Raw genomic sequence first — 22,671 nt, 5'->3', positions numbered from 1 at the left:
CCTCCCTGCAACACGTCATCTGCACTGATACAATGCTGCTCTATCAGCAAGCCATGCACTCAGGCGTTGATGCCTTATTTGATCTCACTTTGATCTCACGTCTGCGCACAATGGCAAGCCACCCTTTTTTACGAATAAGTTGACCGCTATGACGCCGCCACTGTTACCTCTATCGCCGAACGAACACCTGAACGTAGCTGCCATGCCCGACGAACACCCAATGTCTGGAAGCTTATTTATGGTGGTCGCCCCGTCTGGTGCGGGCAAATCGACGCTGGTAAATGCGTTGCTGGCGCAAGAGCCCGCGATTAAGCTGTCGATTTCTTATACGACCCGACCGCCACGCACTAAAGAGAAAAACGGACGAGAATATCATTTCACTTCAGTGGAAGACTTCCGAGCGCGTCATAAGCAAGGTGAGTTTCTGGAATGGGCCGAAGTGCATGGCAACTATTACGGCACTTCCCGCCTGGCGATTGCCGAACAAATGCAAGCCGGAACGGACGTTTTGCTAGAAATCGACTGGCAAGGCGCGCAACAGGTTAAAAAGCAATTTCCCCACGTTGTTGGTATTTTTATCTTGCCGCCGTCCATCGCTGCGTTGGAAGATCGTCTCAAAAAACGCGGACAGGACGAGCCACAGGTGATAACCCGCAGAATTCTGGCCGCTGGCGGGGAAATCGCGCATGCGCCTGAGTCCGAATATGTTATTATCAACCAAGAATTTGCTACTGCTTTGTCGGAACTAACTGCTATTGTCAAAGCGACACGATGTCGCTTCGCGCAACAAGCAGTTCGTAACGCATCCTTATTTGCGCAACTTGGCATTCATGCCAACCTAAGTTGACACCACGTTAATCTTGACGACAACGACGCTCAAACGGCGTTGATGCAAGAGCGACAATGACCCTGTTTTTTCGGAGAACATATGGCCCGCATTACCATTGAAGATTGCATCAAGCACATCCCTAACCGTTTTCAATTGACTCTTTCCGCAACATACCGCGCACGTCAGCTTTTACAAGGTCACACACCTAAGGTTGATGCGAAAGACAAGCCAACTGTTATTGCCCTGCGTGAAATCGCTGCTGGCAAAGTTGGTATCGAAATGCTTAAGAAAGTGCCGGGTTAATCGTCCACGTACTGCGGCTGGTGTATAAATAGTATGAACCTGACTCCTCCAGATTCGACCTTACCATCAGCCGCTCCTGTAAAACGAGCTGTATTGCCTCGTGCTGTCAAAACTGCACCAACTGAAACATCCACTGATCAGCCAATGTCCAAAATCGGCGTTGCATCGATCACCCACCTGACTACCAAACTCGCTGAATACCTTAGCCCTTCCGAATTAAAGAAGGTCAAGGAAGCGTATCGCTTTTCAGATGAAATGCATCTGGGGCAGATGCGTAAATCAGGTGAACCCTACATTTCGCATCCAATTGCCGTCGCCGAAATTTGCGCCGATTGGAAGCTTGACGCGCAAGCGATCATGGCTGCACTTCTGCACGATGTAATGGAAGACCAGGACGTCAAAAAAGATGAGTTGATCGAACGCTTTGGCGCGCCGGTGGCTAGTCTGGTCGATGGTCTTTCCAAACTCGATAAAATTGAATTTCAAAGCCAAATCGAAGCACAAGCGGAAAATTTCCGCAAAATGTTATTGGCGATGGCGCGGGATGTCCGCGTAATTCTGATCAAGCTGGCGGATCGTCTGCACAATATGCGCACGCTCGGTGTCATGGTTCCAGAGAAAAAACGCCGTATCGCGCGCGAGACGATGGAAGTGTATGTACCGATTGCGCATCGGCTTGGTCTGAACAATATTTATCGCGAGTTGCAAGAACTGTCGTTTTCACATTTACACCCGCTGCGCCACCGCACGCTACAGAAAGCAGTCCGCGCAGCACGCGGAAATCGACGCGAAGTTGTCAGCAAAATTCTTGATTCGGTCAATACCACCTTGCTTGCTACGGGTATTCCGACGCAAATAGATGGCCGCGAAAAAACGCTTTACGGCATCTATCGCAAAATGCGGAATAAGCATCTGTCATTTTCCCAAGTGTTAGACGTGTACGGTTTCCGGATTGTCGTTGATACGTTCGCCAATTGCTACGTCGCGCTGGGTACATTGCACGCGCTGTACAAGCCGATGCCCGGCAAATTCAAGGATTACATTGCGATCCCTAAACTCAACGGTTATCAGTCGCTGCACACAACGCTGATTGGCCCTTACGGAACGCCGGTTGAGTTTCAGATCAGAACGCAAGATATGCATCGCGTGGCGGAGTCCGGCGTTGCTGCGCATTGGTTATACAAAGATGAAGATGGCGATTTAAGCGAGTTACAGCAACGTACGCATGCGTGGTTGCAGTCGCTGCTCGACATCCAGAAACAAACCGGCGACTCAGCTGAGTTTCTGGAACACGTCAAAGTCGACCTGTTCCCTGATTCTGTTTACGTGTTTACGCCAAAGTCGAAGATCATCGCATTGCCACGCGGCGCCACTGCACTCGATTTTGCCTATACGATTCATACCGACGTGGGCGATCAGACCGTTGCCGCCAAGATCAATCATGAACCCGCTCCGCTACGTTCAGAACTGCACAATGGCGATATCGTCGAAATCATCACCTCCAGCAGTTCACGCCCGAGTCCTAACTGGCTCAGCTTTGTTCGTACTGGCAAAGCGCGATCCGCGATCCGTCATCATCTGCGTACCAGCAATTTAAATGAGTCGATTGATCTCGGTAAGCGCCTGTTATCGCAAGCGCTGGCAACACTCAATCTGAACCCCGCCTTGGCGCCAGTCGTGGTTGAACGACTGCTCAACGAATCCAGCGCGAATTCAATGGAAGAGATTTATGCCGATATCGGGGTCGGCAAACGCATGGCAGCTCTGGTCGCTCGGCACATCATGGGATTGCTGGAAAACCAGCCAATTTCGTTGCCGTTATTAGACATGGAAGGCTTAGCGATACCGCTCAAAGCCGAACCGGTGGTCATCACTGGCAGCGAAGGTGTATCGATTCAATTATCGGCTTGTTGCCTGCCTATTCCGGGTGACATGCTCATCGGCCAACTCAAGCGCGATCAGGGCTTGGTAGTACATACCGAAGATTGCAATGTAGCGAAACGTCAACGCAGTAAAGATCCAGAGCGATGGATTGAAGTACGTTGGGCGCATGACTTAAACCGACGTTTTGATTGTCGCGTAAAAGTACTGGTACATAACGGCAAAGGGATTTTGGCAAGAGTCGCGGCTGACATCGGTGAGTCCGACGCCAACATCACATACGTCAATATGGATGACGATAAAGATTTACTGATGACGCAACTGGTCTTTACTATCCAGATCGAAGACCGCGTTCATCTGGCGCGTCTGATGCGCAACGTCCGTAGAATTCATGGCGTTACCCGCATTTTACGGGATCGAAGTTAACTCCGTCGACATGCTTTTTAGAGCAACGTGTTGACGCTAACACCCGCTATTCATTTTCTACTAATCTGAATTGCCGCGATCTGACGCTACTGCAACGACTCCTTGAATCGTGCCGGCAACGCCAGCTCCACGAAATCAATCCCTTCCTCTGCCAATTCTTCTCGCTGAGTGGGGCTGGCGACTCCCCGTATCGCATGACTGGGAACTTCATTGTAATGAATACGCCGCGCCTCTTCTGTAAAGCGCTCACCAACATCTTCGGTATTTTTTAACATGTAGTGTGCCATTTCAAACAATGCTGATTCCTGCCTGATCGCCAAATCGCTGCGCGTATCTTGCGCTTTCGCTGATGTTGATGCCGATGCCGAGGATGATGCCGATGTTGAAGCCGTGGCGTGAGAGAGATTCAGATGTGGAGCTGATGGCAATTTATACACCTGCGGACTGTCACAAGTCGGGCAGGTAATCAAATGACGATCAGATTGCGATAGAAAATCTTCCTCTGAAGAAAACCATCCTTCAAAGCGATGCTGCTGTTCGCAACCCAAATTATAAACTTTCATTGCTCTTACACACCCATACAGAAAAGTGATTGCTTCTTGCTTAATTGCGTTTTGCCGACAATATTAATACCGTATATGATTATATGCTACCCGTGCGTATTTTCTTTCTCGCACCATCGTCACTGTTGCTTTAGGCGCTTTTTTGCGTCTTTTTTATAACTTCTTCTATTTTTTATCGTGCCGCCCTGATTCTCTACTAAACGTGCCCACCATCGTCATGAGCTTAAGACGATTCCTACAAAACGATTTCAACTTTTAGCGCCGTTTAGCTGCAACTCACCCCATCAACGCATTCCAGAATAAAACGCGTCAACAGGCTATCAGATTGGCTAATGCCCGGGGAACAAGGCAGAAGGATCAATCGGTTTGCCATCACGACGGATTTCAAAGTATAGCTTAACGGTACTACTATCCGATTTGCCCATTTCAGCGATCTTCTGACCTCTGGTGACCATCTGGCCTTCTTTAATAAGAATAGTCTTATTATGCGCGTACACGGACAACAGGTTGCCGGTATGCTTTATGATCAGCAAATTACCATAACCACGAATCCCTGCTCCCGCATACATTACCTTGCCACTTGCCGCTGCCAGAATTGGCTGCCCGCTTGTTCCTGCAATTTCAATTCCTTTTTTCTTCGACGAAAAGCTGCTTGTTTTCGCCCCTTCTGTTGGCCACAGCCAATCAATTTTGCTTTCCTCACCGCTTCCAGATGGTGGCACTGACGTCGGTGCGGGCGCCTTACCAACACGATCAGTATTTTTTACGCCAGCATCCGCAGTTGCGCCAGGCGGTGCGACCCGAAGCACTTGTCCTACTTCGATACCGTTTGCATTTTCCAGCTTATTCCAGGAAGCGATACTGCGATGATCTTGTCCAAACTTGCGGCCGATGGCGTACAACGTATCACCCTTTTGTACTGTGTAATATCCTGGCCCGCTCGGCGTGGATGCGCCGGTCTGACCGCCGCCGGTTGTGCTGCATGCCGCAAGCATGACGATCAGGATTGCTAGTATTACCAAACGAATTTTTTGCATTCTCATTCCATTTCACGGATTCGCGAGTTCAGAATCCGATAGGAATAACCTCATTCCTACCATTACCCTGCGCCCCATCGATTAGACCGATACTTGACCTCGAATATGCGGCTTCGTTCATTTAGTTGGGCCAATCGATTGCCGTAAAGTGACCTGATGCATCCCTGCGCCGACTATTCCGAGGGCGAAATGCGCGCTGACGAATCCATGCCCTGCCTGACCGAACATGCACGCTCAAGTGAATTGGCCGTCAGATCCGGAGAGACCGAATAGACTCGTCCATCTTCCTTGCAGTAAGCTTCAACAGAGAGCGTCGCGGCAGACTTCGGGGTCGCAAAAGGTTTTATTATCGCGTTTAGCAAAAGTCCGCTGAAGCCCATCAATACAATGGTCCCCATTTGCCAAATCCACTTGCGGCGCTCCCACTCGCGGTCTTTTGCAGAGGCTGCGTCATCCATTTTTGGGATCTGTTGATCGGCCAACTGTCCTGCGCATATTTTCACTTCGGACGATGCGCTTCCCCCAACCATATCCACGCCAATGACCGCTCCGTTTGTCCCACCCTGGTGGCAGCTGTCGACATCGTTTGTCGCATTGCCTTTAGTTTTTATAACACCCATATCCGCCTTATAGCCCTCGACCCAATTGTTATTAATAAAACTTGATCACTCTTCTAGCGCCGTGATTACACCATCCAAAAAACCATTCAAACTCGGATTGTCGGTACTGCTACGCAATTCGAGTGCAAGTTCGTTCAAGTCGGCTAAAGCGGTAAAAAGCTGCGCCTTGCGTTCAGGCTTGAGTGATAGCCCGACTTCGTAGCCGATATCGCGGCAGACGCCAACGAATTCTGGATTCAAACTATCTGTCGGCATATCTGGAATAGGTGCAGGTGTGTTAGCGTCGGTCATGCGCGTTCCTTCTATAAAGCGGGGAGTTTAGCAAACTGAAGACTGCATAGGGTAGTTTGCTCGTGGCTTTTCGTACGAAATGAATGTATTTACGTAGTAACCGCATGGTAAATAAGCAATCCACCTGACGCCACCCTGAAATTGTTGTGCAGTAGCAAAAAAATTGAAAACAAAAAAATGACAAATCATGTTGATGCGTCAAATACTTAATTAACAATTAACCTTATCAATCCGAATGACCTATATATAGGCCAAAATATACGCGTTTTATATGCCCGTGCTACGATTCGACTCCACGGTAGAGGTACCGTAAAAATAGCCCAAATAAGGAGTCCACATGAGTAATCGTAGAATATTTTTGAAAAACTTATCTCATATAGCAGCAGCATCTGCAATAGGCCTCTCTCTCAATGCACGTGCGCAAGCAGCAAAAGTCGATGACAAAGATCCGCAAGCGGTGGCTCTGGGTTACAACCATGACTCGACTAAAGTTGACAAAGTTAAATATCCGAATCACTTGCCAGCCCAGCAATGCAACAATTGCCAATTATTTCAAGGTAAAGCTAGCGATGCAACGGGTGGATGCCCACTTTTTGCTGGCAAAGTAGTAGCAGCAAATGGTTGGTGTAGCGCTTATTCAAAAAAGGCGTAGTCAAGATTGTTCTGACTTACGTTTGATGTCGCAATACCAAGCCCAGCTAGCACGCTGGGCTTTTGCTTTTATAAATAGAGTGCTCGCCTGTTAGTTGCACCAAGGTGCGACCAAAAAAAAGTCCGTCGACACATATTTTTCTGAAAGAAGTAAAATAATATTGCGCCCTTTGTAAAAGAGCGCCAGAAATTTATTCAAATCTGCTATTGTTACTATGGATATTCAATCCGCGACCAACAGGAGACTCCCATGGATTTGGTAGATAAATTTGACGCCAAAGGCGCATCCGGCAGCAGTTATCACGTGCACGTGTATCACGATCCGATTACCGCAGCGACAACCAGCGGTGAAATCAACGAGTTACCAGGCCCCAAAAGCTATCAATTGTCTGACGGGCGACACCTGCATCAATTATCAGAAACGAAATTTGAAATCGTTCACACTAACGAAAGAATATTCCGAATTTGATGGTGAGCAAACGCATCTCTGACAGGCGTTTAATCCAACTTTTGATCAACGATAACGCTCTTTCAATACGCACCCAATTTGTGTTTGAGAACCGTCTGGGTTACCTCTGACCAAACAAACAAGCCCGCATATTATCTGTGCGGGCTCGTTCCTTGAAACACTTACAAGCGATGCGGATGCATCGCTTTTGCTTTTTTACAATCTAGACATCTCTGTCAGCCCGTTCCGATCATTGACGCTACTATTGAATACTATTCGATAGTATGCGTTACCTTAAGGTATAAAAACTCCTCAGAATAGAGGAAATCAAACATCGGCAATTGATTGGCGGCTAGTTGTCGTTTAGTATAAAAAAGCCGTAGCAGAGCAAATAATTCCCACTCCTGCGGATATCACGGAACCCCAAATCAACCAGCGCTTTCTGGTCAGCACGGTAATTGCCGCCAACGCCACCGCAATTTGAATGAACGTCATCCCAAGTGCCAATCGCTCATGCGGCCTCAGCTTTGCTTCCGACTCCTCACCAAGTTTGCGTGACTCTGCCTGAAGGCTCTCCGCTTCGATTTTAATAGCTGCTTTCTGGCGATCCTGTTTATCGCGATCTGCCAGATAACGGGCTTTCAATTCTGGATTTTCTGTCAATGTGGCAACTGCTTCGTCCAGATGGCTTTTAGTCGACTTTGATTGATAGAAAGCCCACTGATCACTAGCCTCAGCCTGCTTCAGGATGCTTTGATTCTTTAAAAACATCGCTTCGTTTTGCGCCGCACCACTTTGATAACTCACCAGCGCGCCGATGGTCGCCAAAATGGCTGTCATCAGGGCGACTTTTTGCGCCAAACCATCACGTTCTTTTTCTACAGCCTCTTCAATTGCGTGCTCATGAGGACTTGGCACTTCGTATTCTTCTTCCATTATTTTCTCTGAGGGTAGACTAAAAATGAACCATGAAATGAAACATATTTAGTAGATTGATAAGATTCACAGCGCCGTCGCTTTTATACATCATTACCCAGCTAATATCCGATAAATTTACAAAAAAAAATTAGGTAATTTTCTCCACCCATTCGCCCTACCATGCAGCAAAACACACCTTACAAATATCTCATCGCGCTAGCTACCATCGGACTTTTCGGGCATTATTTAAATATTAACAAAAAAACATCCCATCTCGTAACACCCCGTCTTCTCACCATGCTTCAGCTAGCACGGAGGAAAAAATGAAAAAGATCTCGGCGATCCTGATCCTGAATTGTCTTATGGTTGCAGCGCCTTTCGCCCAAACCTCGACAGAACCACTTTTAACGGCTAAATCATGGTTATTGCTCGACACCAATAGTGACCATGTTTTAGCCTCACACGATGCCGATGTTCGGGTAGAGCCAGCATCGTTAGTAAAACTAATGACCGGCTATCTGGCCTGTGCAGCAATAGAAGAAAAAAAGCTCAACCCGCAGCAAATGGTCAATGTATCGACCCGCGCATGGAAAGTTGATCATGAAGGATCGAGGATGTTTATCCAACCCGACAAACCGGTCAGCGTTCAGGATTTACTGTATGGCCTTATCGTACAGTCCGGCAACGATGCTGCAGTTGCCATGGCAGAAACCATTTCTGGCACGGAAGAAACTTTTGTCGCCCAGATGAATAACACTGCGCGCATATGGGGCTTAAAAGACACGCACTTTGCCAACTCCCATGGACTGCCAGATCCTGAAAATTATTCAACGGCACGCGATCTGGCTACCCTTGCAACGCACGTGGTTGAGGACTTTCCAGAATGCTACAAAATTTACGCAATTAAATCGTTCACTTATAACAAAATTACGCAGCAGAACCGGAATCAATTGCTGTCGACAGATGCCAACATTGACGGCATAAAAACCGGCCACACGGCCGCTTCCGGCTATAGCCTCATTGCTTCTGCCAACCGTCCCAATGGCATCGGCACCAGACGTCTTATCGCCGTCGTATTGGGTGCGCCGTCCGGCAATGCGCGCGCGCAAGAAAGCCACAAACTGTTGCAATGGGGTTATCAGAATTTTGACACGGTAAAGTTGTATTCACACGGCGAAGTAGTTGTGACGCCGAAGGTATGGAAAGGCAAACAGAGAGAACTAAAAGGGGGTTTTCTTGAAGACTTGTATGTCACGGTCCCCAAGGGTCAGGCTAGCAAAATAAAGCAGACGATCGAGCTCAACAATCCGCTGCTTGCACCGATCGCCGAAGGCAACAAACTAGGTCAGCTTAAAGTACAAGTAGGCGAAAATGTTGTACTGACTCACGCCATTGTTGCATTGACGAGTGTAGAGCAAGCCAATTTTGTGTCACGTATTTTGGATGATGTGTGGCTTTGGGTTAATACGACCATCGATCACTTCATGAAGCATCAATGATGTATTGATGTATTAATGTATTAATGTATTAATGTATTAATTAAACAAACTCAGACCGATGGTATGTTCAGGATAGCAGTCATGCATGCTGATCGCATGCATGACAGATTACTGGTTACAGATTTTCGGCTAAGAAAGTCAATGTGCGACCTTCTGCCAACGCAGCAGCACGCTGGTTATACATGGCCGGACGCCCCCAGCAATTGAACCCATGATCGGTATTCGGATAGTCGTGGAAGGTGGCATTTGCTTTCCCTGCAAATGCCACTTTTACGGCTGCCACGTTGCCCTGTGTGATGTGTGCGTCATCGGCCGCGTAGTGAAATAAGATTGGCTGTTTGATCTGGTCAGCGATGTCCAGATGCTGATCAATGCCGCCGCCATAAAAGCAGACAGCCGCATCGGCATTACTTAGCGCCGCGGCGCGGAAGGCAAGCTGCCCACCAAAACAAAAGCCAAGCGTCGCGACTTTGCCACTCAACTCAGGTAGCTTGCGCAACGTTGCAACGGCGTCGGCGACATCTTTCGCCGCCTGATCAGCATCAATTTTCTGATAGAACCCGAACGCTTGCTCGGTACCGCTTTCGTCGTAGGCTAAATCGACGCGCGGCGACATGCGCCAAAACACGTCGGGTGCCAATACAACATAACCCGCCAAAGCGTATTGATCTGCAACGGTGCGGATATGCTCATTGACGCCCCAGATTTCTTGCAAAAGAACAATACCTGGGCCTTTGCCGGTCGGCGGCAAAGTGAGATAGCCGCTAAATCCGGTTGCGCCTGCGGTCGGGATATCGATCCAGTGTCCGTTCATCGTGGTTTCCTTTTAATTTAAAATTAGAAAATAGCGCCTGAGACGCGTGAATTCTGTGTTGTATGTTCTGTATTGATGCGGGTATTGAGTATTGGATATACCAAAACAGCGCCAGCATCACTGCTCACGCCATTGATCGGTAATCATATCAGAAGTATTTATAGATAACTTGCGGCGCAAAAAAACCAAACAAGGCCAGGGGCAATACGCTAGCGTCACTGCTGAAGACATCACATCCAAGGCGTCACTGCAAAATTGATGACCTCTTTATATCCCTCAAAACTCACCCTAAAAACTACTTCCCATCGGCCACCAAATCGGCAATCGCATGGTTATTGGATGGTTATTGAATCGCCTTCTGTCGCGGAAGTTTCACCATAAATACCGTACCCGCACTTTCGTTTGACTCGACCGTTATCGTTCCTCCGTGTGCCTCAGTAATTTGGCGCGCGATAAACAAACCCAAGCCCAGGCTGGTCGATGGGCGGCTATGCCCTTGCCCGTCTACGTTGAGTTGGACCAACGGCGTAAAAATAGCCACCAACGACTCGGTGGGTATGACGGGGCCGAGATTCTTCACTGTCACGATGATCGCCTCCCGTTCGCCTGTCGCGCAAATTGTCACTGGCTGTTCGGCAGTGCGATACTGCGCTGCATTATTCAACAAATTAGAAAAAACCTGCTGCAATCGATCGCTATCAAAACAATCAATCAGATCACCCGCCGTATCCAGCGTAAATTTGCAATCGGGATGTGCTGCACTGGCATCCTCTAGCGCAGCCTGACAAATTTCTTTGACATTAACCTCCTCCCTAACCATTGGCATTTTTCCACCAAGCTGCGTTCTTGCGTACTCTAATAAATCATTCACCATTGCATTCATGGTAGCGGCACTTCTGACTACTCGCGCTCCGATCAGTCGAACACTATCCTTCTGCTCCCGCAAACGTGACAACGAGTCGCCAGCCATTGCCATGGTGGCAAGCGGACTCCTTAAATCGTGTCCGAGAATTGCCAGAAAGGTGTCTCGGGTACGTGTTTCCTGATCCGAATAAGTAGTCACCGACTCCGCCAATGCCTGATCTATTGCCTCATTAAAACGCACCATATCATAGGTCGTTTCCTCTGAAATTTGACCAATTTGTGGCAACCATAAACGCAGCACAATCGCTCTTAATGCACGATATTCGGCAGTGAGCTGCGTCAAAGAGAATCCACTCAGTTGACGCAGCAGACCATGCGTCGCCGCCGCGCTTTCATCATCCATAATGCGCAGGGTAACGCCTTCCAGTTTCTGATTTTGTTGCTGGGGACTTGGTGTAATGACAATATCGGAGGCAATTTCTTGAAGAATTTTCTTTATATGATCGCGTAGCGCGGTGGTTGAAAGTTGGTTAGCAGGAGCACCGAGTGTCCGTGCGATAGATTCCCACTCCTTAATGATTTGCTCGGTGTGGGTGCTGATAAAGCCGGATAGTTTCATGATGAGCGCCATACCCGCAACGGATACAGTCCTTTATTGGCAAAAAAACAACAAACGCAACAAAAAAATAAACCGACTTGAATATCAGCAACAAGACACTACAAAATAACTAATAGGTAGATCATAGCCGCAAAAAGCGTGCCGTGATGACATCCCCATCAAATATAGAATACCGCGCCTTATTCGTTGGCAAAAAATATATTCTGAACTTGATGCAGCGCGCGCCGAATGCTTAGGTTGGACCAACAAACGCGACAATAGTGAAGCCCCAGAGGCAACCACGCCAGAACTAATATGCAATAGCGCCGTTAAGGTTTCGAAGCAAATCGCCGAACTGAGTCGGCAAGCCTGCACAAGCAGCGAGTGTAGTTTAGTACCGGACTGACAGCATTTGTGGCGCGCACGCCACCAGAATTTTGTGCGCTATGGCCGTCGCAAATGCTGCCATTGTTTTACACTATTATCTTGGTTTCACTCATCAACAAATCCACACCAGCGCCGGCAAAGTTAGCCAAATCGCCCGCTGCCGCTTGCCCTTCTGGTGTAGCCAGAGCCGCCTGAATGGCCGCAACGGAATCAAACTCCAAAACCGCCACCAGATAGAAGGCATGCTTGCCAGCCATACCCATCACATCACCGCTGGATAATTCGAAGCCACGCAAACCCGGTATCGCCTTGACCAAAGGCACGTGTTTCTCAGCATAATGCGCATCGAATGCTTTGGTGTCGGTCGGCTGCTGATATGTTACAAAAAGCTTCGCCATATCTTATCTCCTGATTTTTTATTGGTTAATTGAATAGTGCTCTTTATTAGCCACGGACTATAACGCATTACGATGTTATGCGTTCGAAAAAGACTGACAATTTACCTGTTGGAAGACGCAAACATAGTGTGCTGTGGGTCACACAATAATCGATTAAGATTTCTACGCTTCTGACGCGACGTTTTTTGCGCGCGACCACATGAAACGTGGAAATCAAATCTGCCCGTGCGCCGCCGTTACCTTGCCACCTTTCCACCAATCAAGCATCGCATAAATTAATAAAAAAAAGAACCGCATTCAAATCAGGCAGAATCAGAGTGCCGATATCGGCCCGATCCTGACGTGGCGATCCAGTTTATCGATACGATGCTCGGCAGCCTCCGCCAGCATCTGCGCTGACGTTAATGCAAGGCGCAGCAAGCGCTCGGTATCGATGATATCCAGGGTCGGCTTGACGTCAGTGCCGTGGTCCGCGTTGCTTACGTGGACCAGCTCCATACATGTCTTTATCCCGTAGCAGACATCTACCGTAAGCGCATAAAATTGCGCGCATTGGTCAGTCTGATAATGCAAAGGAAGCCATGAAAAAGGCTGATGGAATGCTTCTGGTTCTGGCGGTGGCGGCATGCTCATGGCTGCGCTTCCGTGATGACTTGGATCGTGAGGTATTTGCAGAATGCTAAAGAAGATGCGGTAGAGGTGATGGTTCCTTTTCAGTTACGCCGCATCCCGATTAGAAATCGGGTGGGCGACAAATGGCAAGGTTAGTAGACCGGCGTAGAAGCGATTCCCGGCAGGCCGAAGCCTCCCTGCCACTGCCGCCCATAAACGGGCAACGATGAAGAACACACACCACTTTGCATAGTGTGTGCGCACTACTACGGTCGAGCTACTAAACTCGGTCCCATTTTTATCAGGGACGCAACGAGTACAGGGCATCATTCTGCTTTCTGTGAAGCAAATTGTATTTTCCGTTACTTCATTGCCCGCTTAAACCCCGATCACTATCTTCTTATTTTGCGATGCCGAATTAAGGCGAACTAACGCAAACTAACGATTAGACGCAAGTGTCCTCAATAGCAAAGGTGATCGCGCGATCACGGGATCTTTCGCTTTTGACAGTTGCGGTGCGCCGACCGCTTGTTGCAAAGCGTCGATCATTTGTCTCTCATCAGCAGAGTTGATAAGGCCAATAAATACGATCGTTGATATTGGCCCAGATTTGCCCGCAAAGGGAATCAGCATGATCCGCGATCCGACCACGTGCAGCTCGTAAGGAACGGTGTCTTGGGTAAGCCAGACAATGCCTTTGGCACGGAGTATTTTGTCTGATAGCGTCGACAGCATTTGTTTTAGCTTTTTTTATCGAAACAGGCTGAAGAATTAAAGTTAAAGCTGCGTATTGCAGAGTGGTGTTTTGTATCTTCATCAACTAACGTCATCAAGGCGGGCGGCGTGGTCGACTCGTTCAAGTCAGACTTAACGTCTGGCAACAGTGCAGAATCAAAAAGGAATTCAAGCGGAATTTGTCCGTTCTTTGCATCGATAATATAGTTGGTTTTAGCGATGGCAGAAAGTTGGATTTTGGTACTAATTTTTTTTCCGTCAGAAATCAAATCGAGCTTGGTCAATACCAAAACACTGGCCCCCGCAATTTGACGCCGGGCAATGTCGCCAACATACGGATCGTGCAGCGTTTTTTCACTATTTTCAGCATCCACCAACACCGCGATTGCACATAATCTAAACGCCTTGTCGGACATCCCAATTTGTGCAATTTTTGCAGGATCGGAGACGCCACTTGCCTCGATCAGCAGAATGTCTGGCCGATTTTCCCTTGCGCTAATGGCGATTAACGCTTCGGTTAAACTGTCGCCAATGGAGCAGCAAATACAGCCATTTTCCAGATTGATCACATCATCCGTTTTGGAGCGAATCAGCGCAGCATCAATATTAATGCTGCCAAAATCATTGACCAGAACAGCTATTCTTTTTCCAGTCCGTGCAGATAAAACCTGATTCAGTAACGTTGTTTTACCCGCCCCGAGATAACCACCGATCACGACGAGGTTAATCGGTGCACGCATATCCTTATCGACATTCGTCGTTAGCGCGTTCAGCTGATTAAAGGTGTTCGATATCATTTTGGCGACTCAAAAACCTTGCCACCCAAAACGGTTCCCCATACAGAAATATCCTTCAAATGATCGGGATCAATGAGCGTCGGATCTTGTTCCAGCACTGCAAAATCTGCGTACTTGCCAACCTCAATACTACCAACCAAATGGTCCATCTTCAATGTATAGGCCGCACCCAGCGTAATAGCGTGCAATGCCGCCGGAACCGAAATACGCTCGTTTTCGCCCAACACACGACCGGAAGATGTTTTTCTTTGTACTGCGCACCAGGCTGTAAAAAGCGGGCTCAATTGTGTAATCGGCGCATCAGAATGGAACGCAATCGGAATGCCCAGTCGCAACGCGGAACCAGCGGCGTTCATCCTGTTGGCGCGGTCTGGCCCCATGGTCTGATTGTAGTGTGCGTCACCCCAATAATAAATATGGTTTGAGAAAAAATTGATACACATGCCCAATGCGGCGATGCGGCGCAATTGCGCTGTATCGGCCATCTGGCAATGCTGCAGAGTATGGCGATGATCAGCGCGAGGATGTTTGGTTAATATTTCCTCAAACGCATTGATGACCAATTCTGCAGCCTCATCACCGTTTGTATGCACATGAAGCTGCAAACCATTGAGATGGAATGGTGTAAATAATTCCACAAACTGACTGGGCGGAATAATCCATAAACCGTTTGGCTTACCGTCAAAATAACCGGGCCATTTGACGCGTGCCGTGAATCCCTGAATCGAACCATCGACAATCACTTTCACCGGTCCATAGTGCAATTTATCGGTATTTTTTTCGATCGCTTCCTGCAATCTTTTTAAGCCATTTTCTGCACTTCTTTGCGGTCCATAAGCCGGGACAATCCGAATCGGATAATTATCATCCGGTGTAATCTTGCGTAAATTTTCCGCTCCTATCGCCGACAGGTCATTCATGAGATCAGTCGCGGTGGTCACGCCAGCGAGTTGGGCCACTTTACCAAAATTCCAGATCGCGCTTTCTTTTTCGCTCGAAGAGATCGCTAGTTGCTTGCCGATTATTCGGTAGATAGGAAACATAGCGGCAAATTCTTGCAGTTCACCCGAAGGCTTGCCGGCGGCATCTTTATGTATGCCATCAATATCCGTATCTTCATCAATGTCCGCAACCGCTAACATCGCCGAATTAACGTTCATTAAATGCACACTGGCATGCAAAATCGCAATCGGGCGAATGGTGGAAACAGTATCCAGTTCTTTGGCCGACAGGCGGGCCGTGCCAAAGAAAATCGGATCAAATCCCCACGCCAGCAATTCGGTAGAAGCATCTGTCATTTCTGTTTCTGCTTGTTTCAGACGTCGAATAACCTGGTCTAAGGAGGTTAATCCTTTCCAACACTTTCCGTCCGGTCCACGTCTGTCGTGATAGCCAACGTAGACCGCATCCCACATCGCACCTTCCATTAAATGACAATGCCCTTCGACCAACCCTGGCATTAAAATTTTGTCTTGGAAAGCGTGATTAACTTCAACCTCTCCCCATTGGCCGACTTCTTCCAGTGAGCCAACAGAAAGAATTTTTCCTTCGCGCACCGCGACACAGGTCGCCTCTGGCTGACCGGGGTTCATGGTGATAATTTTCTTCGCAACAAAAACTTGAATCTTCTGGCTTTTTATTTTAGTTAAACTCACACCGTACTCCACAGAAAAATAATGGCTGAAACTGCTTTATGGCAAAACTGTTTGCATGCTTTTTGAACACAATTTCATCAAAAAATGTGCAGTGCAGAGAACAATAATATTAACTAGCAAACAAATTAAACCGATATTGAAACCGCCCAAATCAATTTTATTGACATACATCAAGATAGCCAGCACTTGCCCCACGATGATTCCCAACGCAACCGCATTTGCTTTTACGCCCTTAAAAAATAGGATGATCATCATTCCCGGAAAAAATTGGGTGATCCCGTAATAAGCCGTGTTAATAATCGTCAGCATCAAGTTAGGCGTAAATAGCGTCAGCACGATTGAGGTGGCCAGGTAAATGACAATGACAAATATGGTGCTGGTTTTCTGCTTACTCTCTGGAATATTGGGAACTAGATTACGTGTGACTAATGGGCCAATCGACAAACAGATACCGGCTAAAACCAGCAAACCTGAAAGCGCCGCACCAGCCGTCACCAGCCCCAATAACCAGCCGGGTAAAAGATTCACTGCCGCGGCAAAAAAGGCTTCATTTGGATTATCGAGTGTTAAGTTTGCGCTGATCGCGTAATAGGAGGCGACGATCAAAAACGGATACATCAACATGTAAAGCGGCATGGCAATTTGGGTTTTACGGATCGTGTTGGCGCTTTTTGCGGTAAAGAAATTTTGTACCGCAAAAGGAAACATGTAAAAGCCCAACGATTGGAAGAACATGGTGCTCATCGAAAAGGTGATTTGTTTGGTATTCATAGTGTTGCTGACATGCGCGCTTGCTACGCGAAATACTTCCGTCACACCAAACTCCCACGAGACGGCAACGCCAGCCACAACAATGGCAACTACCATTAAAATATCTTTAAGAATAGCAATGTAGGCAGTCGCTCTTACGCCAGAAATAATGATGTAGATAAAGGCTAAAAAAGCTGAAATAAATATCAGATAAATCGGCTCTAAATTCCAACCTAAACTTTTTAATGCGGCGACCAAACCGGTAAATTGCAATTGTCCCCATGGAATCAAAAATAGAATCGCCGAGACGGTAACGACTACTTCGAGAAAGCGACTTTGATAATGTCCCTTGAACAAATCCGGAAGCGTGATGGCGTTATATTTTTTGCCGGCCTCCCACATTTTTGGCCCGATAAAGTAACCAATCGGATAAGCCAATAAGATGTAACCTAAGAACCAGACGCCATAGGTCGCACCTTTGGCGTAAATACCGCCGGGTAAACCGACCATTGTGCCGATACTATAAATTTCTCCTGCGGCCAGAAAAAATACGAGGTAGACACCGAACTGACGGGACGCAACAAAAAAATCATGCACACTTTGCGCGTTATGTCCTCTTTTCGAACGAAATGCTAAGTAGAGCGAAAAGGCGATGAAGCCTAAAAAGACGACGGTAGACATACGAACTCCCGAATAGTTTTATATTATTTATAAGATTGTTAGTGACTCTTGCGCTCTGCTCTCAATCGTCTATGTCGATGTTTTTGCGGTCGAAAAATATCCAGCAAGTGAGTAAGCAGCACGATGTCAATATCATCCACATAAACATCCAGAAATAAATAAATGGGACGCCAAATACGGTGGTATTAATGGTGTTGACCCAAGGGAGCATGGCGACTACGGCGATATTGGGAATGCCGATACCAATCAGAAATCTGAACAATTTTATCTCCTAGCGTTTTAATAATTTTTTTCCAATATGCGACAAATTATTTGATCTGGCAAAATAATTATTTTGATCGCAATTACTTTTGGTTATGTCGATAGCGTCGAACAATGCCGCTTTTCCTAAGCGCACTCATCCAAAATCACTTGCTGAAATATTCCAGAAAAATACTAAAAAATTGCGCCCGAAATAACGCTCAGCGATAGCCGAGCGGATTGATTTCCGATTTCCGATTTCCGATTTCCGATTTCCGATTGGCGATTGGCGATTGCCGATTGGCTGCAGACGACATCGGTGGTAAGCGAATGCGATAGGTATCGCATAGTGATTATTGATACCGATAGCGATGTTGTTAAGTCCGCACCTGCTTTGCAGGCGGCCTGCCCTTATAGCCTTATAGTCACCGGCTAACAGAACCGATTGGATTCTAACCAACCAATAATGGTTGAAGCTTCAATGCAGCGACCTTCAACTTGGGAATGTTTTCTATCAGTTGATCCAACGATTGACGCGCTGTCGGCGCATGGCAGGCAACCGCTGCCACGGTGCGTCCATCCGGTGCGCAAATTGGCACGGCAATAGCGACCATACCATGTATGAATTCCTCATTATCTATTCCGATTCCACGCGAATCGAGACGTGTCAGTTCGGCTGTAAGCAGGTCGACATCTACGATAGTTTTGGGAGTCAACGGTTTCAAGACCATCAAGGACAGCATTTTTTGTTGATCAAGCAAGGGCAAGCGCGACATAAATAATTTGCCACTGGCGGTGCAATGCATCGGCGCGTGCGTGCCAGGTGGCAAATGCAATCGCAACGGTTCGGGCGTGTCGACCCGATCAACATATAGCACTTCACTTCCAGCTGGCATGGTCAGGTTGCAAGTCTCTCCAATTGCGGCCGCAAGATTGCCAAGGATGGTCCTGCAACCGCGCATCAATGCATTATTTTTAAGCGTGGACAGCGCCAGATCGGCCGCCGCCGGACCAAGCAAATATCCGCGGTCAATTGGCATTCGCAATACGTATCCCAGCCGTTCGAGCCCTTCGAGAGTACGCATCATCGTCGCTTTGGGAATCCCGGTGCGATAGGACAGTTGCGACAACGTTTGCGGATGTTGTGCGGCGGCGAGGTGTTCAATCAGCCGCAGAACACGCAAGACGCGCATATCACCAAGCTCGTCTTTGGACGAAATAGTTGAATCGCTTGACGACTCTTTTGACAACTCGGCATTTCGAAACAGTTTTGTCATTTTTCGTTTCACTTCTCAAGTATTTGCAAGTTTCTGATTGTAAGCAAGCTTGGAATAACATATTTTGGACCATTATGTTCCGAATATGAGAATAATTGCAAAATAAATGGGCGAATTGGCCGTAATGCGGGTTTCGAAAAAAATACATAGCGACCAATCCACAAGCCCCGATTCACAAGAACTACAAGGAGATCACCGCATGACACGTCGTTTTGATTACATCATAGTGGGCGCTGGATCAGCGGGATGCGTATTGGCAAATCGTTTATCGGCAAACCCGGCCACCCGTGTTTTGCTACTCGAAGCTGGCGGCAAGGACGCTAACCTCTGGATTCATATTCCGGTTGGCTATTTCAAGACCATGCATAACCCAAAGCTGGACTGGTGCTATGTCACGGAACCGGATCAGGGCATCGATGGCCGCCAATTGCAATGGCCTCGCGGCAAGGTACTCGGCGGTTCCAGTTCCTTAAACGGTTTGCTGTATGTGCGTGGCCAAAAAGAAGATTATGACCACTGGGCGGCGCTGGGCAATAAGGGCTGGAGTTATAAAGACGTTTTGCCCTACTTCAAAAAATCGGAGGATCAGGAGCGCGGTGCCGATGCGTACCACGGTGTCGGCGGGCTGTTGAAAGTATCGGATTTACGTCTACGTCGCCCGATTGCAGATTATTTCATTGAGGGTGCGAAAGATATTGGCATTCCTTACAACGATGATTACAACGGCAATACGCAGGAAGGTGTGAGTTATTTTCAGCAAACCGCGCATAAAGGCTTGCGTTGGAGTACAGCCAAAGGATTTTTACGTCCGGCCAAAAAAAGAGCAAACCTGCAAGTGGAAACCGACGCTCACATCACACGGATTCTGTTCAAGGATCATCGCGCCGTGGGCGTGGAATATCGCATAGGCGATGTGCTGCACCAGGTCAGCACAGACGTCGAAATAATCTTATGTGCCGGCGCAATTGGATCGCCACAGATTCTGCAATGCTCTGGCGTCGGGCCCGCAGCCTTATTACGCAGTGTGGGCGTTCCGCTGGTGCACAATCTGCCCGGCGTAGGACAGAACTTGCAAGATCACCTTCAGACCAGACTCGTGTTCAAAACGCGCTTGAAGACGCTCAACGATGAGGTGAATAGCCCCATCAACAAGATGAAAGTCGGCATGCAGTATCTGTTGTCACGTTCCGGCCCGTTGACGCTGGCAGCGAGCCAGGTGACGATATTTACCAAGTCCGATCCGTCACTGGCGCGGCCCGATATCCAGTTTCATATGCAGCCACTTAGCGCTGATAAACCCGGTGAAGGCGCGCATAAATTCTCTGCTTTCACGATGTCGGTTTGTCAGCTAAGGCCATACAGCCGCGGCTACATTGCCATCAAATCGAGCGATCCGCTGGAATACCCTGAGATCCATCCCAATTACCTGTCTGACGAGCGCGACCATCCGGTGGTCATCAGTGCGCTTCGTCTGGCACGACGCATTGCAGGCGCGCACTCTCTGGCGCCACACATCTTGTCCGAATTTATACCCGGTGCGGAATATCAAACCGATGCCGAGTTGCTACAAGCAGCGCAACGCTTCAGTCAGTCAATTTACCATCCGTCGGGGACGTGCAAGATGGGAGGCGATCCAATGGCCGTGGTCGATGATCGGCTGCGCGTGCATGGACTCAAAGGATTACGGGTAGTCGATGCGTCGATCATGCCCGAACTTGTTTCAGGCAACACCAATGCACCCACCATCATGATTGCAGAAAAAGCCGCAGACATGATCATCGGGGATGCAGCTGAAAGGCAGCAATCATGCGCGAACAACCAAGATGACGTAGCACAACACTAAGCAGAAAAAGTTGCGTAGCAAAGAATCCGACGGGACATTTTTGTGACGACACGTTAAGACAAATTATCGCTTCAAACAGGGGATAGCCGCGCAATAACGCCACTTGAAAAGATGGCTGAATGAGCGGTGCAGAACCACCATTGTTTATAAAACAAATCAGGAGACATCATGGCAAATAGCAACAGTAAAACAAAGGAACTACGGCGCGTGGTTGTCGCGAGCGTCATCGGTGCCACCATCGAATGGTACGATTTTTTTCTATACGGTGTGGTCGCGGGCATCGTCTTCAATAAATTGTATTTCCCGGGCAGCGATCCCATCGTATCGACGATGCTGGCTTACGGCACGTTTGCCGTCGGGTTTCTAAGTCGCCCTATTGGTGGCGTCATCTTCGGCCACTTCGGTGACAAAATCGGCCGTAAAAGCATGCTGGTGATGACCCTGATGATTATGGGTGTTTCTACTTTTCTGATTGGGTTGCTGCCGACCTATGCGCAAATCGGTGTCGCCGCACCAATTATATTATTGATGTTGCGCATTGTTCAAGGGATTGGACTGGGTGGTGAATGGGGCGGCGCGGTGCTGATGGCGTATGAATATGCACCGATAAAGGAGCGGGGATTTTATGCCAGTTTGCCGCAATTGGGTCTCGCTATCGGGCTTTGTCTGGCTTCGGGCGTGGTAGCCATTCTGTCCTATGCATTGACGGATGTGCAATTCCTGACATGGGGATGGCGTCTTGCCTTCATCCTGTCGGCTGTGCTGGTCTTCACCGGTATGTGGATACGTCTGACCGTGATGGAAACGCCGGAGTTTAGGGCAATCAAGAAACATAATTCTGAAACCCAGATCCCCTTTTTCGACATGATGAAACGTTATCCGGGGAACGTTTTAAAGGGCATGGCGGCACGTTATATCGATGGCGTATTTTTTAATATCTTCGGCGTGTTTTCAATCAATTATTTAACCAATTCGATCAAAATCAGCCGCACTGACGCATTGATCGGCGTCATGGCATCGGCTGTTGTGATGTGCTTTTTCATTCCCTTCTTTGGTCGCTTGTCTGACCGAATGGGACGGACCAAGGTGTTTTTTTGGGGCGCCCTTATCACCAGTTTTTCTGCCGTTCCCGCATTTTGGTTCATGATCAATAGCGCTGATAATGTATTGGTGGTGTGGCTATCGATTGTGATTCCGTTAGGTATTCTTTATGCATCGATATACGGCCCAGAAGCGGCGTTGTTTTGCGACCTATTTGATGCAAAAGTACGCTACACGGGCATCTCGTTTGTATATCAATTTTCTGGCATTTTCGCTAGCGGATTGACGCCGATTATCGCCACCTATTTGCTCAAAACCGGCGGTGGACAGCCATGGCACATCGTCGGCTATATCTTGTTTGCCGGATTGATATCTGCGTTCGCCGCTTTATCGATCGGTAAGGGAAAAACCAGCGACATCGAATTGGAGCATCCCGGATTGCAGAAGGCGCGATAATTTTGACGCAGATGGTTTTGATTTATTGCGCATCTATTTAGCGTCGGATCCGCTTCA

The 22,671-nt window shown here is 48.0% G+C and carries 24 protein-coding genes; 8 read left to right on the top strand and 16 right to left on the bottom strand.

The genetic code is table 11. The features are described 5' to 3' along the window. Nucleotides 1–202: 202 nt before the first annotated feature. The 3 genes from gmk (at nucleotide 203) to ACXX82_RS20090 (ending at nucleotide 3,439) form a co-directional block, all read left to right on the top strand. Entirely contained in the window at nucleotides 203–847 is a 645-nt protein-coding gene (gene gmk / locus ACXX82_RS20100; protein ID WP_323507523.1) for a guanylate kinase, read from the top strand. A gap of 81 nt (nucleotides 848–928) precedes the next feature. After that, nucleotides 929–1,132 carry a DNA-directed RNA polymerase subunit omega gene (rpoZ, locus tag ACXX82_RS20095; RefSeq protein WP_168052254.1) on the top strand — a complete coding sequence of 68 codons (204 nt, stop codon included), beginning with the start codon at nucleotides 929–931 and terminating at the stop codon, nucleotides 1,130–1,132. Between the two features lie 33 nt (nucleotides 1,133–1,165). Beyond that, nucleotides 1,166–3,439, top strand: a complete 2,274-nt coding sequence (locus ACXX82_RS20090; RefSeq protein ID WP_322237798.1) for a RelA/SpoT family protein — start codon at nucleotides 1,166–1,168, stop codon at nucleotides 3,437–3,439. A gap of 86 nt (nucleotides 3,440–3,525) precedes the next feature. Here ACXX82_RS20090 and ACXX82_RS20085 read toward each other — a convergent pair whose 3' ends face one another. From ACXX82_RS20085 to ACXX82_RS20070, 4 genes are all read right to left on the bottom strand, one after another. After that, complete coding sequence (locus ACXX82_RS20085) at nucleotides 3,526–4,002, bottom strand: DUF1178 family protein (RefSeq protein WP_458563579.1); 477 nt, start codon at nucleotides 4,000–4,002, stop codon at nucleotides 3,526–3,528. Between the two features lie 329 nt (nucleotides 4,003–4,331). Then, a complete protein-coding gene (locus tag ACXX82_RS20080; RefSeq protein ID WP_322237795.1) occupies nucleotides 4,332–5,039 on the bottom strand; it encodes a peptidoglycan DD-metalloendopeptidase family protein in 708 nt (235 codons plus the stop codon). A gap of 173 nt (nucleotides 5,040–5,212) precedes the next feature. After that, nucleotides 5,213–5,659, bottom strand: coding sequence for a hypothetical protein (locus ACXX82_RS20075; RefSeq protein WP_322237794.1), 447 nt, complete (start codon nucleotides 5,657–5,659; stop codon nucleotides 5,213–5,215). A gap of 45 nt (nucleotides 5,660–5,704) precedes the next feature. Next, a complete protein-coding gene (locus tag ACXX82_RS20070) occupies nucleotides 5,705–5,950 on the bottom strand; it encodes a hypothetical protein (protein WP_322237792.1) in 246 nt (81 codons plus the stop codon). 337 nt (nucleotides 5,951–6,287) lie between these two features. On the opposite strand from ACXX82_RS20070, the gene ACXX82_RS20065 reads away from it, so the two are divergent. Further along, nucleotides 6,288–6,602 carry a high-potential iron-sulfur protein gene (locus tag ACXX82_RS20065; RefSeq protein ID WP_322237791.1) on the top strand — a complete coding sequence of 105 codons (315 nt, stop codon included), beginning with the start codon at nucleotides 6,288–6,290 and terminating at the stop codon, nucleotides 6,600–6,602. Nucleotides 6,603–6,851: 249 nt separating this feature from the next. Continuing rightward, nucleotides 6,852–7,070, top strand: coding sequence for a hypothetical protein (locus ACXX82_RS20060; protein WP_322237790.1), 219 nt, complete (start codon nucleotides 6,852–6,854; stop codon nucleotides 7,068–7,070). A 342-nt stretch (nucleotides 7,071–7,412) separates the two neighbouring features. Here the strand turns inward: ACXX82_RS20060 and ACXX82_RS20055 are convergent, their stop codons facing one another. Continuing rightward, nucleotides 7,413–7,985 (bottom strand): DUF4337 domain-containing protein, encoded by a 573-nt coding sequence (locus tag ACXX82_RS20055; RefSeq protein ID WP_322237789.1) that lies wholly within the window; start codon nucleotides 7,983–7,985, stop codon nucleotides 7,413–7,415. A 305-nt stretch (nucleotides 7,986–8,290) separates the two neighbouring features. Here ACXX82_RS20055 and ACXX82_RS20050 point away from each other — a divergent pair, with 305 nt between their 5' ends. Then, nucleotides 8,291–9,466, top strand: coding sequence for a D-alanyl-D-alanine carboxypeptidase family protein (locus ACXX82_RS20050; protein ID WP_458563578.1), 1,176 nt, complete (start codon nucleotides 8,291–8,293; stop codon nucleotides 9,464–9,466). A 115-nt stretch (nucleotides 9,467–9,581) separates the two neighbouring features. On the opposite strand, the gene ACXX82_RS20045 is transcribed toward ACXX82_RS20050, so the two are convergent. The 11 genes from ACXX82_RS20045 to ACXX82_RS19995 all read right to left on the bottom strand — a co-directional run bounded on the left by ACXX82_RS20045 (nucleotide 9,582) and on the right by ACXX82_RS19995 (nucleotide 19,274). Beyond that, nucleotides 9,582–10,280 (bottom strand): dienelactone hydrolase family protein, encoded by a 699-nt coding sequence (locus ACXX82_RS20045; RefSeq protein ID WP_322237786.1) that lies wholly within the window; start codon nucleotides 10,278–10,280, stop codon nucleotides 9,582–9,584. Nucleotides 10,281–10,623: 343 nt separating this feature from the next. Then, entirely contained in the window at nucleotides 10,624–11,763 is a 1,140-nt protein-coding gene (locus tag ACXX82_RS20040) for an ATP-binding protein (RefSeq protein ID WP_458563577.1), read from the bottom strand. A gap of 452 nt (nucleotides 11,764–12,215) precedes the next feature. Further along, a complete protein-coding gene (locus ACXX82_RS20035) occupies nucleotides 12,216–12,527 on the bottom strand; it encodes an EthD family reductase (protein WP_322237783.1) in 312 nt (103 codons plus the stop codon). Nucleotides 12,528–12,839: 312 nt separating this feature from the next. Beyond that, the gene (locus ACXX82_RS20030) at nucleotides 12,840–13,160 is read right to left on the bottom strand and encodes a hypothetical protein (protein ID WP_322237782.1); all 321 of its coding nucleotides are present in this window, start codon (nucleotides 13,158–13,160) and stop codon (nucleotides 12,840–12,842) included. An 84-nt stretch (nucleotides 13,161–13,244) separates the two neighbouring features. After that, a complete protein-coding gene (locus tag ACXX82_RS20025) occupies nucleotides 13,245–13,469 on the bottom strand; it encodes a hypothetical protein (RefSeq protein ID WP_458563576.1) in 225 nt (74 codons plus the stop codon). Nucleotides 13,470–13,577: 108 nt separating this feature from the next. Continuing rightward, the gene (locus ACXX82_RS20020; RefSeq protein ID WP_458563575.1) at nucleotides 13,578–13,874 is read right to left on the bottom strand and encodes a CobW C-terminal domain-containing protein; all 297 of its coding nucleotides are present in this window, start codon (nucleotides 13,872–13,874) and stop codon (nucleotides 13,578–13,580) included. A gap of 5 nt (nucleotides 13,875–13,879) precedes the next feature. Further along, nucleotides 13,880–14,671: a CobW family GTP-binding protein gene (locus ACXX82_RS20015; protein ID WP_458563574.1), complete on the bottom strand. Its 792-nt coding sequence runs from the start codon at nucleotides 14,669–14,671 to the stop codon at nucleotides 13,880–13,882. After that, nucleotides 14,668–16,263 (bottom strand): amidohydrolase, encoded by a 1,596-nt coding sequence (locus tag ACXX82_RS20010; RefSeq protein ID WP_458564032.1) that lies wholly within the window; start codon nucleotides 16,261–16,263, stop codon nucleotides 14,668–14,670. The genes ACXX82_RS20015 and ACXX82_RS20010 overlap by 4 nt, the downstream gene beginning before the upstream one ends. Nucleotides 16,264–16,362: 99 nt before the next feature. After that, entirely contained in the window at nucleotides 16,363–17,757 is a 1,395-nt protein-coding gene (locus tag ACXX82_RS20005; protein ID WP_458563573.1) for a sodium:solute symporter family protein, read from the bottom strand. Nucleotides 17,758–17,818: 61 nt separating this feature from the next. Continuing rightward, complete coding sequence (locus ACXX82_RS20000; protein ID WP_322237775.1) at nucleotides 17,819–18,019, bottom strand: DUF3311 domain-containing protein; 201 nt, start codon at nucleotides 18,017–18,019, stop codon at nucleotides 17,819–17,821. Nucleotides 18,020–18,449: 430 nt separating this feature from the next. After that, complete coding sequence (locus ACXX82_RS19995) at nucleotides 18,450–19,274, bottom strand: IclR family transcriptional regulator (protein ID WP_458563572.1); 825 nt, start codon at nucleotides 19,272–19,274, stop codon at nucleotides 18,450–18,452. Nucleotides 19,275–19,473: 199 nt separating this feature from the next. On the opposite strand from ACXX82_RS19995, the gene ACXX82_RS19990 reads away from it, so the two are divergent. Then, complete coding sequence (locus ACXX82_RS19990) at nucleotides 19,474–21,117, top strand: GMC family oxidoreductase (RefSeq protein ID WP_458563571.1); 1,644 nt, start codon at nucleotides 19,474–19,476, stop codon at nucleotides 21,115–21,117. Nucleotides 21,118–21,285: 168 nt separating this feature from the next. Further along, nucleotides 21,286–22,614 (top strand): MFS transporter, encoded by a 1,329-nt coding sequence (locus ACXX82_RS19985; protein ID WP_458563570.1) that lies wholly within the window; start codon nucleotides 21,286–21,288, stop codon nucleotides 22,612–22,614. Nucleotides 22,615–22,671 lie beyond the last annotated feature (57 nt).

The organism is Glaciimonas sp. GNP009, from assembly GCF_054343755.1.
The sequence above is the reverse complement of the archived record's forward strand: the minus strand, read 5'-3'. Positions and strand labels throughout refer to the sequence as shown.

Bases quoted from the DNA above. Each gene is read 5' to 3' on its own strand.
- gmk (WP_323507523.1), top strand. From the start codon at position 203: ATGCCCGACGAACACCCAATGTCTGGAAGCTTATTTATGGTGGTCGCC.
- rpoZ (WP_168052254.1), top strand. From the start codon at position 929: ATGGCCCGCATTACCATTGAAGATTGCATCAAGCACATCCCTAACCGT.
- ACXX82_RS20090 (WP_322237798.1), top strand. From the start codon at position 1,166: ATGAACCTGACTCCTCCAGATTCGACCTTACCATCAGCCGCTCCTGTA.
- ACXX82_RS20085 (WP_458563579.1), bottom strand. From the start codon at position 4,002: ATGAAAGTTTATAATTTGGGTTGCGAACAGCAGCATCGCTTTGAAGGA.
- ACXX82_RS20080 (WP_322237795.1), bottom strand. From the start codon at position 5,039: ATGCAAAAAATTCGTTTGGTAATACTAGCAATCCTGATCGTCATGCTT.
- ACXX82_RS20075 (WP_322237794.1), bottom strand. From the start codon at position 5,659: ATGGGTGTTATAAAAACTAAAGGCAATGCGACAAACGATGTCGACAGC.
- ACXX82_RS20070 (WP_322237792.1), bottom strand. From the start codon at position 5,950: ATGACCGACGCTAACACACCTGCACCTATTCCAGATATGCCGACAGAT.
- ACXX82_RS20065 (WP_322237791.1), top strand. From the start codon at position 6,288: ATGAGTAATCGTAGAATATTTTTGAAAAACTTATCTCATATAGCAGCA.
- ACXX82_RS20060 (WP_322237790.1), top strand. From the start codon at position 6,852: ATGGATTTGGTAGATAAATTTGACGCCAAAGGCGCATCCGGCAGCAGT.
- ACXX82_RS20055 (WP_322237789.1), bottom strand. From the start codon at position 7,985: ATGGAAGAAGAATACGAAGTGCCAAGTCCTCATGAGCACGCAATTGAA.
- ACXX82_RS20050 (WP_458563578.1), top strand. From the start codon at position 8,291: ATGAAAAAGATCTCGGCGATCCTGATCCTGAATTGTCTTATGGTTGCA.
- ACXX82_RS20045 (WP_322237786.1), bottom strand. From the start codon at position 10,280: ATGAACGGACACTGGATCGATATCCCGACCGCAGGCGCAACCGGATTT.
- ACXX82_RS20040 (WP_458563577.1), bottom strand. From the start codon at position 11,763: ATGAAACTATCCGGCTTTATCAGCACCCACACCGAGCAAATCATTAAG.
- ACXX82_RS20035 (WP_322237783.1), bottom strand. From the start codon at position 12,527: ATGGCGAAGCTTTTTGTAACATATCAGCAGCCGACCGACACCAAAGCA.
- ACXX82_RS20030 (WP_322237782.1), bottom strand. From the start codon at position 13,160: ATGAGCATGCCGCCACCGCCAGAACCAGAAGCATTCCATCAGCCTTTT.
- ACXX82_RS20025 (WP_458563576.1), bottom strand. From the start codon at position 13,469: ATGATGCCCTGTACTCGTTGCGTCCCTGATAAAAATGGGACCGAGTTT.
- ACXX82_RS20020 (WP_458563575.1), bottom strand. From the start codon at position 13,874: ATGCTGTCGACGCTATCAGACAAAATACTCCGTGCCAAAGGCATTGTC.
- ACXX82_RS20015 (WP_458563574.1), bottom strand. From the start codon at position 14,671: ATGATATCGAACACCTTTAATCAGCTGAACGCGCTAACGACGAATGTC.
- ACXX82_RS20010 (WP_458564032.1), bottom strand. From the start codon at position 16,263: ATGAACCCCGGTCAGCCAGAGGCGACCTGTGTCGCGGTGCGCGAAGGA.
- ACXX82_RS20005 (WP_458563573.1), bottom strand. From the start codon at position 17,757: ATGTCTACCGTCGTCTTTTTAGGCTTCATCGCCTTTTCGCTCTACTTA.
- ACXX82_RS19995 (WP_458563572.1), bottom strand. From the start codon at position 19,274: ATGACAAAACTGTTTCGAAATGCCGAGTTGTCAAAAGAGTCGTCAAGC.
- ACXX82_RS19990 (WP_458563571.1), top strand. From the start codon at position 19,474: ATGACACGTCGTTTTGATTACATCATAGTGGGCGCTGGATCAGCGGGA.
- ACXX82_RS19985 (WP_458563570.1), top strand. From the start codon at position 21,286: ATGGCAAATAGCAACAGTAAAACAAAGGAACTACGGCGCGTGGTTGTC.